The sequence below is a fragment of the Methylacidimicrobium tartarophylax genome, from assembly GCF_902143375.2.
GTDB lineage: Bacteria > Verrucomicrobiota > Verrucomicrobiia > Methylacidiphilales > Methylacidiphilaceae > Methylacidimicrobium > Methylacidimicrobium tartarophylax.
Window position 1 is genome coordinate 1 of the sequence record NZ_CABFVA020000034.1, and the last position, 13,341, is coordinate 13,341.

Below are 13,341 nucleotides of genomic sequence, written 5' to 3' on the forward strand. Positions count from 1 at the left end.
TTCCCGGAACCATGTTCCGGGTGGAGTTGGACGAGAGCCAGCACCAGGTTCTTGCGCATATTTCCGGGAAAATGCGAAAGCATTTCGTTCGACTGACATGCGGCGATCGGGTCAAGCTGGAAATGTCCCCGCACGACCTGACCAAAGCTCGCATCCTCTACCGGCTGGATCGTCCTTCTCAAGACAGGCGCCCCGCGCGAAGGACCCAAAGATTCCGACGCGGGGGTCGTCGGCACTAAACCAAAGCACCTCCTTACACGGTGCACAGTTCCAAGCCGCCAAAGAAGGGATATCGCAATTTTCTCTTAGATGTCTTGTTGCCTTCGCTCTTCGTCCGGCGAGGCGGCGTTCGTCTCTCTCCTACCTTCCCTGCTCTCTCTGAAGGTCAAGTCTGCCTGACATGGGTTGGGCATGCGTCTTTCCTCATTCAAACGCCGCGGCACAATATCCTGATCGATCCGAACTGGGCCAATTGGATGCTCGTGATCCGCAGGCTCAAACGAGCAGGCATCGCCATCCGTGACCTGCCGAATATCGATTTGGTGCTCATCACCCACGCTCATTTCGATCATCTCAATCGGAAGTCCCTTCGAGAAATTGCTGCCCGGCAGCCCGTACTCGTCCCGTCCGGAGTCGGCAACCTGGTGCATGACCTGGGTTTCGAGCAGGTGCGGGAGATGGCCTGGTGGGATCGTTGGGAGTTGCAAGGGCTTTCGATGACGTTTACACCCGCGCATCATTGGGGCGCGCGGTATCTCGCGGACAGACATCGCGGCTACGGCGGCTATTCCCTCACCTATGGCGGGCGCACCGTCTACCATTGCGGGGACACCGCCTACTTCAAGGAGTTCCCGGAGATCGGGAGGCGGCTCCGGCCGGAGATCGTCCTCATGCCGATCGGCTGCTACGATCAGCCTTCGAAACGAGTGTCCCATATCACCCCGGAGAAAGCCGTCCAAGCCTTTCTCGAACTACAGGGCAAGATTCTCATCCCCATGCACTTTGGAACATACCGGATGAGCTACGAGCCCCTTCATGAGCCTGCCCACCGGCTATTGGTTGCCGCGAGCCGCGCGGGCGTCCTTTCGCAGGTCCATTTTTTACACGAAGGGGTTCCGCAGGTCTTTTGAGCAAGCGGAATCGAAACAGAAGCGCGGCAAGCACTCCGTCCGGGCAGGAAACCTGCTCTCGCGGCTTGGGCCGCATCTGCGGACGAAAAGTCAGGCAGATTTCCATTGTCACTCTTGCGAAGGGTAGAATATGGTGACAAACCATCCAAGGGATCGGAATCCCGGCGAAACTTCCTCTCCTCCATTCGGAAGAGGGATGCTTCGAATAAACCAGGGAGCCATAGCTCAATTGGTTAGAGCGCTGCCCTGTCACGGCAGAGGTTGCGGGTTCGAGACCCGTTGGCTCCGGTTTATTTAACGACCTATGCAGCTAAAGCCATCGCCCGGCTCGGAGCGCAATTCCGCCTTCTGCAAGCGAACCTTGCGCCGAGGAAGATGGCTGGTTCGCGCGTTCCTCCTGCTCTTCCTCCAATCTCCCTTTCTTTTCCTTGCCCAGACTGGACACGCTGCGGCTCCGAGCGTCTTGATCCGATGGTATGGCCACGCTTTCGTCTATCTCATCGCTTCTTCCGGCATCCGAATTGCCATCGATCCTTTCGGCGACGAAACGGTCCACTATCGCTTTCCTGGCTCTCTCCAGGCCGATGTCGTTTTGATCAGCAACGAAGCGAACGATCGTTCCGCAGGAGAACGCATCCAGGGAACGCCACAGATTTTTCGCAGCGTCGCGGCTCTCGGCACGAACAATGCCCGTGGCCTTCTCTTCCGAGGCATTCTCTGCTTCCGCGACAAATCTCAAGGGAACATTCACGGGCATAACACCGCTTTTGTTTTCAATCTGGATGGGATCCGTTTTGCCCACCTCGGTGACCTGGGACATCCTCTGAGCCCGGAATTGCTGAACGAGTTCGGTACCGTGGACGTTCTCTTTCTTCCGGTTGGCCGAGACGGTCTGCTCGTCTCCGAGCTCGACAAGATCGCTGCCGATCTTTCCGCACGAATCATCGTTCCTATTGCCTATCGAACCGAATTGAGCGGCGACCTGGAATTACGAACTCTCGCCAGCTACTTGGACAACCGATCCAATGTCCGGTGGATCGACGGTTCGGAGTTTTCTCTCTCCGCGGCGGAACTTCCTCCCTCCCCCATGATCTACGCATTCCGAGGTACTCCATGAAAGTTTTGGTCATCGGCGGCGGCTCCCGCGAGCACGCCCTCTGCTGGTCGCTCCGGCAGGACCCGGAAGTCGAAAAGCTTTACGCGGCTCCCGGCAACGCCGGAACGGCGTTACATGCCGAAAACCTACCGATCGCCGCCGACGATATCGACTCGCTCAGTCTCCTGGCTCAAGAACTGAGGCCGGATCTGACCGTGGTCGGCCCCGAAGCCCCCCTCTGCGCCGGCATCACCGACGCCTTCGGACGGCATGGTCTTTCGGTTTTCGGCCCGTCCGCTCGATCGGCGCGGCTCGAAGGCAGCAAGGTGTGGACGAAGGATCTCGCAAAGCGCTACGGCATTCCCACGGCGGAAGCCCGTTCTTTCGACGACCCCCGTGAAGCGACTTCCTTCAGCCGGGGGTTCCCCTTTCCGCAAGTAATCAAGGCCGATGGCCTTGCATCCGGTAAGGGCGTCTTCATCGTGACAGACTTCCTAGAAGCCCAGAAAGCGATCGCTTCCCTGATGGATCGGCGGCTTTATGGAGCGGCCGGGCAGCGGATCTTGATCGAGGCCTTTCTGGAAGGAGTCGAGCTTTCCGCATTCGCGCTTTTTGATGCCAACCAGTATTCCCTCCTGGGCGTCGCGCACGATTACAAACGGATCGATGATGGCGACCGAGGTCCGAACACGGGAGGCATGGGAGCCTTTCTGCCAAGTCCGTTCGTCTCTCCGGCCTTGCTACGGCAAATCGAAGAATCGATCTTCTCCCGCCTGCATGCCGCCTGCACTGGAGAGCGCCTCGACTACCGCGGCGTTCTTTACGCCGGCCTGATGATCACGCAAGACGGCCCTTTCCTCTTGGAGATCAACGTCCGCCTTGGAGATCCCGAGGCGCAGGTCCTCCTCCCCACTCTGAAAACCCCTTTGAGCGAAATCGCGGGCGCGACCTGCCGCGACGAGCTGGGACAGCTCCATCTCCTCCGGCACCGGCGCTCCGTCGTCGGGGTTGTGATCTCCTCCTCAGGCTATCCCGAAAACCCGCGTCTCGAGGACCGCATCATCCTCTCCGAAGCGAAAGCTCCCGCTTCCGAAAGGCAAGGTCTTCTCTTCTACGGCGCCACGAAGCAGACCCAAGGGATTCTTCGAACTTCAGGGGGAAGAGTTTTCACGGCGGTCGGCTGGGGGGATCGCCTCGCCGAGGCGCGGAAACGCGCCTACGAACAAGTAAACGCGGTTACCTTCCCCGACATGCATTTCCGCAAGGACATCGCCTCTTTCCTTGCCGGCCGGCCGGTTCCGGAGCCGGAGGGCGAGCACGGCTTGCTTTCTAGGTTCGAGCCATTATACTAGTGGGCATGATGAAGCGCATTTTTCTTTTGACGGTTACTAACGTCGCAGTCCTGGTACTGCTGACCGCCGTCATCTCTCTCTTGCACCTCGATCGCTGGCTGACGGCGGCGGGCATCAATTATCCGCTTCTGTTGGTCTTCTCCTTGGTCGTCGGTTTTTCGGGAAGCTTTATCTCTCTGGCCATCTCGAAGTGGATGGCCAAGATGGCCTATCAGATTCAGATCATCGATTCCCCTCAGACCGAAGGGGAAGAATGGCTCCTGAATACCGTACGATCCCTCGCGGCTCGCGCCCGGATTGCCATGCCGGAGGTCGGTATCTACCAGAGCCCGGAAGTCAACGCGTTTGCTACGGGACCGTCCCGCTCCAACGCACTGGTCGCGGTCAGTTCCGGCCTTCTCTCCCAGATGAATCGTCGTCAGATCGAAGGAGTCCTCGGTCACGAACTCACCCACGTTTCGAATGGTGACATGGTCACCATGACACTTCTGCAGGGGGTGGTGAACACCTTCGTGGTCTTCCTCTCCCGAATCATCGGTGTTGCCGTGGATAGTTTCCTCAATCGGGACAATGACGAGCGTCGAGGCATGGGCATGGGATTCTTCATCGGTATGTTCCTTTCCGAGATCGTCTTAGGGATTCTCGCCTCTTTCATCGTCGCGTGGTACTCGCGGCAGAGGGAGTTTCGGGCAGACGCGGGGAGCGCCCACATTGCCGGGCCGGACGCGATGCTTTCGGCACTTCGCGGGCTTCAGGCTCTCAGCGAGGGCGGGCCGGTGATCGACGAGCGATCGGCCAGTCTGAATACATTAAAGATCAACGGCAAGCCAAGCGGCTTTCTCTCCCTCCTGGCCACCCATCCTCCTCTCGAGGAGCGGATTGCTGCTTTGGAGCGGCTCCAGGTTGCGGCTTGATCGGCCGATCCCTCGGTTGGCAGAAGGCTGCCGGCTAGGTGCATGCGGGCGGTACCAGGACGATTTTTCCGGAAGCTCCCGGTTCCATGACCAGCCGTTGTGCCTGAGCCGCGGCCGACATGGGCAGGATGGTTCGAATCACGGGTCGCAAAAGTCCTTTTTTCAAGCGTGCCGCCACCGCGGCCGCGATGATCTGCCGCTCCTTGGGAGAAGCAGCGGAAAGCGACATTCCGAAGACGGAAAGGTCCCGGGAGATCAATCCCCGCGGATCGATCTCCACCAATCCCCGGGAGCCAATCACGACCACCTTTCCCCCCGTGGCAGTGATGTCAAAGTCCTTTCCCAGATTAGCGTTCGCCAGCATCTCCAATACGATGTCCACTCCCTGCCCTTTGGTGATCTCAAGGACGTGGCGAAAATGCTCGGGCGAGCGATGATCCAAGGCATGGTGAGCTCCTTCCTCTACGATGCGTCTTCTCCCCTCTTCATCGCCCGCGGTGCCGATGACGGTCAGTCCGGCGGCTCGCGCGAGCTGAACAGCGGCCAGCCCGACGCTTCCGCTCGCCCCATGAATGAGGACGACGTCTCCTGCCGCAGCCCCTGCGCGTAGAAAGAGCGCTCGGTACGCCGCACTACAGGGGATTCCAATGGCGGCTCCTTGTACAAAATCCAGAGCATCGACCAGTCGTTCCGCCTCGTGCTCGCGGCAGACGATCCGCTCTGCATAGGCTCCGGTATTCTTCCAGAGGGAAAAATAGACACGGTCTCCCGGGCGAAATCGACACACCCCCCGGCCAACCTCTTCCACGACGCCGGCTCCATCCACGCCCGGGACAAACGGCAAGAGCGAGGGATCGTGTCCTCCCGACCGGAGGTAGACGTCGCCCGGATTGACCCCTGCCGCCCGCACGGAGAGGAGCAGCTCGGCCGGACCCGGCCGGGGATCCCGACACTCTTCCCAAGATAAAACCTCCGGCCCGCCGTAAGCCTTGACCACAATGGCATGCATAGCGCTAGATCCTGACGCCGGACCCGGATCGGGGCAAGGACTGCGCTTCGCATCTTCTTGAGAGGCGTCTGTTTTTTTCCCTTCTCCCGGGTGCCCGCGTACTGCTCTCATGTCAACGCCGATTGAAAATTGACCCACTTGTATTCTGAAACTTTAGGGATGGGTTCCATAGAACGGGAGCGGGCTCAACCCATGGAGGATGCGGGTTGTTCCGGCGGCGGCAGTCCAGGGCGGCGCGAACGACACCGCGGTGATCCTCCGGATCCAGAAGAATCTCTCCATCGTCGCGATCGTGACCAATGGGTCGACAAGGGATCTCGATCCTCGAGGTCGACAAGAGATTCTGCGCCGTCTTCCAGCCTTCGAACGACCTTCTTGCCTTAGCGGAATAGGGCACGGACGCCGTTGGCGGTCTCGTGAGACATGCAGGCTTAGGCCAGAAGGTTCTTGGGTCCGAGCATGGCTGCGACCTCGCGGCAATATCCCTCGATGTCTGCTGCCTGCAAAATGGCGGAGACCATCACCACCCGATCGGCTCCCGCGCTCAAGACCGCCGGCAAATTCGGCTTGCGGATTCCTCCGATACAGAAGAATGGCTTCTTCAGGCATCCGCGCACCTCCCCGATCAAACGCAGACCAACAGGCTTGGCCTCTGGTTTTGTCGGCGTGGCAAAGACGGGGCCGACTGCAATATAATCGGCTCCCTCCCGTTCCGCGGCTAAGGCCTGTTCCAGCGAGTGAGTCGATTTCCCGATCAGTTGCGCATCGGCAAGGATTTCCCGTGCCTCCGCAATAGGCTGGTCTTCCTGTCCGAGATGGACACCGTCTGCTCCCACTCGCCGAGCCAAAAGAGGCCAATCGTTGATCAGGAAAAGAACTCCGGCACAGTCGGCCAGTTCCCGTAAGGAGAGGGCAAGCGCCTCCAAGGATTCCGGCGTACGGCCTTTTGCGCGAAGCTGAAGGATTTCGACTCCGCCGGCCACCATCTTTTCCGCAGTAGCCGCAGGATCCATGTCCCCCAGCACTCCCAAGTCGATGATCCCGTAAAGACGCGCTTGGCGAAGCCGCATCTTTCGAAGCCATAGCCGCTCTTCGCCGTCCATGACGCTACGTCTTTTCCGCACCCTTAGCGGCCAGGAGTCTGGGCAAAAAGGTGGTGGAATAATCCCCTCTGCGGAAATCGGGATCGCGGAGGATCGCCTTGCCCAGCGGCACGGTCGTCTTCACCCCTTCCAGGACCAGCTCGTCCAGGGCTCGTCCTAAGCGCGCCAACGCCTCTTCCCGTGTCTGACCGGAGGCGATGACTTTTGCGAGCAGCGAGTCGTAGTAAGGGGGGATCGTCGCGCCAAGAACCAGGTGAGAGTCGACGCGGACTCCCGGCCCGCCGGGGAATTGAAGCGCCTCGATCCTACCCGGGGAAGGACGAAAATCTTTCCAGACATCCTCGGCATTGATTCGCATCTCCACCGCGTGTTGCACGGGCTCTCGGCCATCCCAATTCTTGTCGAGTGGATAACCCGCTGCGACCTTGATCTGCTCCTTCACTAGATCGATCGCGTAAGCCTGCTCGGTGACGGGATGCTCTACCTGGATGCGGGCGTTCATCTCGATGAAGTAGAAAGCGCCGCTCCCATCGACGAGAAATTCGACGGTTCCCATGTTTTCGTAATGAATCGATTCGGCCAAACGGACGGCTGCTCGCCCCATCTTCTTGCGAAGTCCGGCATCCAGGATCGGAGAAGGCGATTCTTCCAGAAGTTTTTGATTCTTCCTCTGGATCGAGCAGTCCCTTTCTCCAAGGTGGATCACCCGTCCCCGCTGGTCCCCGACGATTTGAATCTCCACATGGTGGGGGTCTTCGATCAGCTTTTCCACGTAAAGGCCCCCTTCTCCAAACGCCTTTTCCGCCTCGATGCGCGCAGCATGAAACCCTTGCACCAAGCTCACGTCGTTATGGGCGACACGCATCCCCTTTCCCCCACCCCCTGCCACGGCCTTCAACACGACCGGGAACCCAATCCGACGAGCGGCCTGCAAGGCTTCTTGCTCATTCTCCACGATCCCTTCGCTCCCTGCCGGAACAGGAACCCCGATCTTTCGCGCATGAAAGCGAGCCTGGACTTTGTCCCCTATCTTGGCGATGGCGGAAGCGGACGGCCCGATGAACTTGATATTACAACTTGAGCATATTTCGGCGAAGTTTGCATTTTCCGCGAGGAAACCATAGCCGGGATGGATGGCGTCCACGTCGCCGATCTCCGCAGCACTGATGATTCTGTCGGCGCGCAGGTAGCTGGACATCGCCGGCCCGGATCCGATGCAGATCGCTTCGTCCGCCATTCGGACGGCCAAGGAATCTCGATCCGCGTCCGAGTAGACCGCCAAGACTTTAACGCCGAGTTCGCGACAAGCCCGGATGACCCGGACGGCGATCTCTCCTCGATTCGCGATGAGAACCTTGCTAAACATCCCTTGCGCCCTTCCGCGCCTTCTTTTCAGGCTTCCGGATCGAATGCTTCCGATCCTTCCGCCCGGAATGAACTGATCTCTCCCGGGAAACGCACCCTTCGTCTCCCTTCGCAATCAGTGCAAAGGTTCACCCAACTGGTATCGCACAAACCGACGGATCACGATGTTTTCCCCAATTTGGCCGATCTTTGCCGCCAGCACATCGCGCACCGTCGCGTTCTGATCCTTGATAAAGGTCTGTTCCAGGAGACAGTTCGTCGCAAAATACTTTTCCAGCCTCCCCGCGACAATTTTATCCAGGATCGCCTGAGGCTTGCCGACGATCTCCTTCGCGATCGCCTGGCGTACGCGCTCCACATCCTCCGCCGGAACCTGATCACGGGTGATATACTGAGGGTTTGCCGCAGCAATTTGGAGAGTGAGATCCTTGACCAGCTCCCGAAAAAGGGCATTTCGGGCTACGAAATCGGTTTCGCAATTCACCTCGACAAGAACGCCTACCTTATCGCCCACGTGAATATAGGATGCGATGACGCCTTCCGGCGTCTCCCGGGCCGATTTTTTTTGAGCCTTGGCAACTCCACGCTTCCAAAGCCACTTTTCGGCTTCTTCCAGGCTTCCGCCCGACTGCTCGATCGCCCTCTTGCAGTCCATGACTCCCGCCCCGGTCTTCTCCCGAAGCTCTTTAATTTGCTCCAGCCCGATCGGTTCTTTCATGTTTCCGCCACCCCTTCCCGGCTGCCTCGGCGCCGGACGCAATTCCCTGTCAAAGCCCCTACGTCAACGCGGCACCCGCGAACGGCACGTGGGATGGCACCTGCGAAGCCTGTTCTTCGCCGGAAGCCGCCTCGTCCACAGGAAGGGCGGGGCTCCATCCCAGCCTCGTCTTCCCCTCGATGATCGACTGGTTGAGCTCCCGAAGAATCAGGCGAACCGAACGGATGGAGTCATCGTTGGCTGGAATCGGGTAGTCGATCGCTTCGGGATCGGCGTTCGTATCCACGATCGCCACGATGGGAATTCGCAGCTTCCTGGCTTCGGAGACAGCAATCGCCTCCCGCACGACATCCACCACGATCAACGCTTCAGGACTTTTCTCCATTCCCCGGATTCCCCAGAGATGCCGACGAAGCTTCCCGTACTCCCGACGGAGAACAGCAACCTCCTTTTTCGGCATCCGATCCATCAGGCCTTTTTCCTCAAGATGGTCGATCCACCGCATCCGCTCCACCGATTTTCGGATGGTAACCAAGTTGGTGAGCGTGCCGCCAAGCCAGCGGTGGCTGACGTAAAAAGATTCGCTGGCCGCCGCGCACTCCTCGACGTTCGGCGCCGCTTGTCGTTTGCAACCGACAAAAAGCACCTTACCGCCCTCTCCCGACAGCTTTTCCAGAAAGCGTGATGCGTTTTCCAACTGCTGCCTCGTCTTCTCCGGATCGATCCAATGGATCCCGCCTCGTGATCCGGCGAGATACCGCTTCATCCGAGGATGCCACTTGTCGGTTCGATGTCCGAAGTGCACTCCGGCCTCAACCAATGCCTTTACGTCGACCATCTCCTATCCTTGCTTTGCTGTGCGGGCTTTTCCGTTAAATTCCACTTCGTGCACGGGCATGTCGCGCCTGCTGCCGTAGTCTGCTGTAAAACCGTTCGCAAATCATAGAGGGCAGGCCCCTTTTCCGCCCGGCCCCAAACATCCGCCATCCCAATTCGCCACCCCGCACTGCCCGTCTTTCTTCTGCGGCTCTATTTTGCGGCTCTACCTGCTGGTTTCCGTGCGAAATATCAACACTACGCGCTGGTGCCGGTTGCCGCCAAGCCAAATCGCAAGAATACGCGCTTTCTCCGGAAGAAACCGGCTTGCGTTCTTCTCTTTCGAGGAATGAAATTGACAGAACGCAACGGGAAGGCTAGCAGGAACTGAACTTCCCATGAAGAAAGCGACCTTGCCCGCCCCGAGGCCCCTGTCCGCCCTTGTCGCTTCCCTGGCCGCCGGTCTGCTCTTGACGTTCTGCACGGGCTTCCCCGCGGAAGCTGCTTCGGAAAAGACATCGTACCCTTGGCACAAGAGCATCGTCACGACCGTGTTCTGGATTGGACAGGGAAGGACTCCCATTAGTGCGGCCACGAATGTCGCAAGCGCTTGGGACGTCCACTGGACTCGAAATTATGGCGGACTCGATGATCCAAGCCGCCGCGTCGGTTTCCTGCCACGACGCTTCGCCGCCACTCTGAATCCCTTCTACGTCGCATTGCCTTTTAACGACGTGGCCTATCCGGATCTCGCCCGGCGATGGATCCCCTGGTACCGCGAACCCTCCCGCGGCAATCGCTATGTCTCTCAGTGCAAAGGTCGCTGGGTGCAAATCCGACACAAAGGGAAAGTCGCCTATGCACAGTGGGAAGATGTCGGGCCGTTGCGCGCCGACTTTCCTTCCTACATCTTCGGCTCCGATCGACCCCATCTCTACAACGGAGCAGGACTCGATGTCTCGCCCGCGGTGCGGGATCTTCTCGGCTTGCATGGTCTAGACCTTACGGATTGGCGATTTGTCTCCGAGGAGGAGGTTCCGACCGGCCCGTGGATGAAATACGGAGAGCAAGCCATTCTTCTTCGCGCAATCTTGAACGAGGAGCGAAGGGCGGCGCAATCTTCCGGGTTATTCGCGCCGGCGCTCTTCCCCGCGAAGCGGTGATCCGGCCCTTTCCGCCTTCCACATCCGTTGCGGGTTCGAGATTGGATTCCGGATAAAACCGTGCTACGGTGACGACCTTTCTCGCCTGCGTGCGGCGCAAGGGGAACGAGCCGAAAGAGAGCCCGCAAGCCCTGATGTAGCCCACCAGAACGGATACACGAGCGATGATGAATCTCGTCTATTTTGACCTCGAAACCCAGAAGGGGGCAAACGAAGTCGGAGGATGGCGCAACAAGAGCGCCATGCGCATGTCTCTGGGCGTGACCTACGGAACCGCTCGGCAGGGTTATCGGATTTATTTGGAAGGGGAAGTCGAAGCTCTTCTCCAGGAACTGCGAAGCGCAGACCTGATCGTCGGCTTTAACATCCTTGGTTTCGATTTTCCTGTTTTGGAGGCCTATACGGTGTTCGACCTCCGAGACTTGCCCGCGTTGGATCTTCTCCGGGACGTAGAAGCCCAGACCGGGAGACGCATGAGCCTGGAGAGTCTCGCTCGCGCTACCCTAGGCATCGGCAAGACAGCGGAAGGAGTGCAGGCTCTTCGCTGGTGGAAAGAGGGCAAGCTCCTCCAGATTGCCGAATATTGTTGCTACGATGTCAAGGTCACCCGCTTGCTCCACGAGCATGGAGTCCGCCACGGAGAAATCTCCTATTTCAACGAACAAACTCAGCGTAAGGAGTCCCTTTCCGTCCCCTGGAAGCCTTCCTGAGACAACAACGACTCGGCATGGAAAGGATCACGCAGCAAAAACTTGCGATCGCCGCCGTACTCGAGGCTGCCGAAAGCCCGCTCACCCCGCCGGAAATTCTCTCCCGGGCAGCAAAGGCCGTACCGCACCTCGGTGTGGCGACCGTCTACCGGGCTTTGCGGGCTCTGCGTAAAGACAGAAAGATCGTCATCGTCGAGATTCCCGGCGAACCCCCCAGGTACGAAACCGCAGCCCGAGGCCACCACCATCACTTCTTCTGCAACGGCTGCCGCAAGGTCTTCGAGGTTCCGGACTGTGCTGCACAATTAGCCGAGCTGGCCCCGCCAAACTTTCAAGTCCTGGATCACGAGATCATCTTGTATGGAAAATGCCCCGAGTGCCAAGAGGAGCAATAACTCTTCTCGCCGGAAGAAACCGCCTACTCCCGGGGTATTTGCGGCATGGCGAGCTTCCGCAAATCCGCCAAGCGCAAGCCGAGCGCCTCGGCAGCCTGCCGCTCATCGCCCCCCTGCTTCCTCTTGATCCTCTGGACGAGACGACCCACGAGCTTTTGGATTAAATCGGTCGCGCCGTTTTGCAACACGAGGTCGCCTAAAATCTGCACCGTCTCCTCGAGCGCACGTTCTTCCGCCGAGCGCCGCCCCTCGGAATGGGTGGAAAGTTCCTCCTGCATTTCCTCCGGGAGGTTGCTTATCTCAATGGTGCTGCTGGCCGCCAAGACCATGGCGCGCTGAATGACGTTTTCGAGCTCCCGGATATTGCCTGGCCAAGAATAGGCCTGCAGCAGCTGCATTGCATCCGGTGCAATTCGTACCGCAGCCTGGGGAAGATAGCGCCGATGCTTCTGGAGGAAGTGCGCCGTAAGATCAGGAATATCCTCGGCCCGGTCCCTCAGCGGAGGCAAGGAAACCCGAACGACGTTCAGGCGATAAAAAAGGTCGGCGCGAAACTCCCGGCGTTGCACCGCTGCAGCCAGATCCTTGTTGGTCGCCGCGATGACGCGGACATCCGTTCGGATCGACTCGTTGCTCCCCAACCGAGAAACCTCGCCTTCCTGAAGGACCCGCAAGATCTTGCTCTGGGTCGCCAGGGGCATTTCCCCGATCTCGTCCAGGAAAATCGTCCCGCCGTCGCCCTGTTCAAACTTTCCAATGCGTTGAGCCATGGCCCCGGTAAACGAACCCCGCTCATGTCCAAACAACTCGCTTTCCAGGAGATTCTCCGGAATCGCAGCGCAATTGATCGCAATGAAAGGCTTATTGGCTCGCATGCTGTGCTGGTAGATCGCGCGGGCGATCAACTCCTTCCCGGTTCCGCTCTCCCCGGTGATCAGCACGGTCGCATTGGTCTTTGCCACCTGGCCGACCAGCTTGTAGACCTTCTGCATCCGGACGCAGTCTCCGACGAGCGCCAACCCCTGCCGATCGGCCGTACCCGCCGTTGTCTGACCCTCTTCCTGAGCAAGACGAGCGGCCTCCAACAATCGCTCGATCAGGTGCCGGAGATCGGGAATGTCGAACGGCTTCAGGATATAGTCGTAGGCACCCAACTTCATCGCTTCGATGGCGGTATGGGATGTGCCGTAGGCGGTCATCATCAGGACGATGAGCTTCGGCGCAATGCGCTTCATCTCCCGGAGCGTCTCCAAGCCATTCTTGCCGCCCATCCGGATATCCATGATGACGACTTCGGCGGGCTGCTTCCGGAGCAGTTCGATGGCCGCCTCACCCGATTGAGCAGCCCGCACATCGATCGGCAGATCTTCCAGCAACCTCTGGAATGAGTAGTGGACGTCCTGCTCATCGTCTACGACGAGAATGGAACGCCGGAGGACGGGCTTTTGCTCCTTCGTCGCTGATGGATCCGTCTGTTTAGCTATGGTCACGCACTAGAAAAATGGAGCCCTTTGCCGTCGGAGCCAAGAGCAAAATCCGCTTTTGCCCGCTCCATCTCGGTTGCTCTTCG

Annotated in this window: 14 protein-coding genes and 1 tRNA gene; 9 read left to right on the forward strand and 6 right to left on the reverse strand. The window is 59.0% G+C overall.

Translation table 11 applies throughout. The features are described 5' to 3' along the window. From infA to htpX, 6 genes are all read left to right on the forward strand, one after another. Positions 1-239 (forward strand): translation initiation factor IF-1 (gene infA / locus MAMT_RS04135; RefSeq protein ID WP_142659750.1); only part of this gene is annotated, 239 nt, incomplete at its 5' end. A 21-nt stretch (positions 240-260) separates the two neighbouring features. Further along, positions 261-1,130 carry an MBL fold metallo-hydrolase gene (locus MAMT_RS04140; RefSeq protein ID WP_142659751.1) on the forward strand — a complete coding sequence of 290 codons (870 nt, stop codon included), beginning with the start codon at positions 261-263 and terminating at the stop codon, positions 1,128-1,130. A 214-nt stretch (positions 1,131-1,344) separates the two neighbouring features. Continuing rightward, a tRNA-Asp gene (locus tag MAMT_RS04145) sits at positions 1,345-1,418 on the forward strand. Between the two features lie 16 nt (positions 1,419-1,434). Beyond that, positions 1,435-2,247, forward strand: a complete 813-nt coding sequence (locus tag MAMT_RS04150) for an MBL fold metallo-hydrolase (RefSeq protein WP_142659752.1) — start codon at positions 1,435-1,437, stop codon at positions 2,245-2,247. After that, a complete protein-coding gene (gene purD, locus MAMT_RS04155) occupies positions 2,244-3,578 on the forward strand; it encodes a phosphoribosylamine--glycine ligase (protein ID WP_142659753.1) in 1,335 nt (444 codons plus the stop codon). The genes MAMT_RS04150 and purD overlap by 4 nt, the downstream gene beginning before the upstream one ends. An 8-nt stretch (positions 3,579-3,586) precedes the next feature. Next, positions 3,587-4,492, forward strand: a complete 906-nt coding sequence (gene htpX / locus MAMT_RS04160; protein WP_142659787.1) for a protease HtpX — start codon at positions 3,587-3,589, stop codon at positions 4,490-4,492. 34 nt (positions 4,493-4,526) lie between these two features. Here the strand turns inward: htpX and MAMT_RS04165 are convergent, their stop codons facing one another. The 5 genes from MAMT_RS04165 to rpsB all read right to left on the reverse strand — a co-directional run bounded on the left by MAMT_RS04165 (position 4,527) and on the right by rpsB (position 9,525). Beyond that, complete coding sequence (locus tag MAMT_RS04165; protein WP_142659754.1) at positions 4,527-5,501, reverse strand: NADPH:quinone reductase; 975 nt, start codon at positions 5,499-5,501, stop codon at positions 4,527-4,529. Positions 5,502-5,932: 431 nt separating this feature from the next. Then, positions 5,933-6,604, reverse strand: a complete 672-nt coding sequence (gene thiE / locus MAMT_RS04170) for a thiamine phosphate synthase (RefSeq protein WP_142659755.1) — start codon at positions 6,602-6,604, stop codon at positions 5,933-5,935. A 4-nt stretch (positions 6,605-6,608) separates the two neighbouring features. Beyond that, a complete protein-coding gene (accC, locus tag MAMT_RS04175) occupies positions 6,609-7,970 on the reverse strand; it encodes an acetyl-CoA carboxylase biotin carboxylase subunit (RefSeq protein WP_142659756.1) in 1,362 nt (453 codons plus the stop codon). Positions 7,971-8,084: 114 nt separating this feature from the next. Then, positions 8,085-8,687, reverse strand: a complete 603-nt coding sequence (gene tsf / locus MAMT_RS04180; RefSeq protein ID WP_142659757.1) for a translation elongation factor Ts — start codon at positions 8,685-8,687, stop codon at positions 8,085-8,087. A gap of 58 nt (positions 8,688-8,745) precedes the next feature. Then, positions 8,746-9,525, reverse strand: coding sequence for a 30S ribosomal protein S2 (gene rpsB, locus MAMT_RS04185; RefSeq protein WP_142659758.1), 780 nt, complete (start codon positions 9,523-9,525; stop codon positions 8,746-8,748). 376 nt (positions 9,526-9,901) lie between these two features. On the opposite strand from rpsB, the gene MAMT_RS04190 reads away from it, so the two are divergent. The 3 genes from MAMT_RS04190 to MAMT_RS04200 all read left to right on the forward strand — a co-directional run bounded on the left by MAMT_RS04190 (position 9,902) and on the right by MAMT_RS04200 (position 11,771). Further along, positions 9,902-10,666, forward strand: coding sequence for a hypothetical protein (locus MAMT_RS04190; protein ID WP_142659759.1), 765 nt, complete (start codon positions 9,902-9,904; stop codon positions 10,664-10,666). A gap of 164 nt (positions 10,667-10,830) precedes the next feature. Next, the gene (locus MAMT_RS04195; protein ID WP_142659760.1) at positions 10,831-11,376 is read left to right on the forward strand and encodes a ribonuclease H-like domain-containing protein; all 546 of its coding nucleotides are present in this window, start codon (positions 10,831-10,833) and stop codon (positions 11,374-11,376) included. 17 nt (positions 11,377-11,393) lie between these two features. Continuing rightward, positions 11,394-11,771, forward strand: coding sequence for a Fur family transcriptional regulator (locus MAMT_RS04200; RefSeq protein ID WP_142659761.1), 378 nt, complete (start codon positions 11,394-11,396; stop codon positions 11,769-11,771). A gap of 23 nt (positions 11,772-11,794) precedes the next feature. On the opposite strand, the gene MAMT_RS04205 is transcribed toward MAMT_RS04200, so the two are convergent. Then, on the reverse strand, positions 11,795-13,261 hold the full coding sequence (locus MAMT_RS04205) for a sigma-54-dependent transcriptional regulator (RefSeq protein ID WP_142659762.1): 1,467 nt from the start codon (positions 13,259-13,261) through the stop codon (positions 11,795-11,797). Between the last annotated feature and the right edge of the window lie 80 nt (positions 13,262-13,341).

What these genes read in the sequence shown, in the direction of transcription:
- tsf (WP_142659757.1), bottom strand. Translation starts at nt 8,687, where the DNA reads ATGAAAGAACCGATCGGGCTGGAGCAAATTAAAGAGCTTCGGGAGAAG.
- MAMT_RS04150 (WP_142659752.1), top strand. Translation starts at nt 1,435, where the DNA reads ATGCAGCTAAAGCCATCGCCCGGCTCGGAGCGCAATTCCGCCTTCTGC.
- MAMT_RS04190 (WP_142659759.1), top strand. Translation starts at nt 9,902, where the DNA reads ATGAAGAAAGCGACCTTGCCCGCCCCGAGGCCCCTGTCCGCCCTTGTC.
- thiE (WP_142659755.1), bottom strand. Translation starts at nt 6,604, where the DNA reads ATGGACGGCGAAGAGCGGCTATGGCTTCGAAAGATGCGGCTTCGCCAA.
- MAMT_RS04200 (WP_142659761.1), top strand. Translation starts at nt 11,394, where the DNA reads ATGGAAAGGATCACGCAGCAAAAACTTGCGATCGCCGCCGTACTCGAG.
- accC (WP_142659756.1), bottom strand. Translation starts at nt 7,970, where the DNA reads ATGTTTAGCAAGGTTCTCATCGCGAATCGAGGAGAGATCGCCGTCCGG.
- MAMT_RS04195 (WP_142659760.1), top strand. Translation starts at nt 10,831, where the DNA reads ATGATGAATCTCGTCTATTTTGACCTCGAAACCCAGAAGGGGGCAAAC.
- purD (WP_142659753.1), top strand. Translation starts at nt 2,244, where the DNA reads ATGAAAGTTTTGGTCATCGGCGGCGGCTCCCGCGAGCACGCCCTCTGC.
- rpsB (WP_142659758.1), bottom strand. Translation starts at nt 9,525, where the DNA reads ATGGTCGACGTAAAGGCATTGGTTGAGGCCGGAGTGCACTTCGGACAT.
- htpX (WP_142659787.1), top strand. Translation starts at nt 3,587, where the DNA reads ATGAAGCGCATTTTTCTTTTGACGGTTACTAACGTCGCAGTCCTGGTA.
- MAMT_RS04165 (WP_142659754.1), bottom strand. Translation starts at nt 5,501, where the DNA reads ATGCATGCCATTGTGGTCAAGGCTTACGGCGGGCCGGAGGTTTTATCT.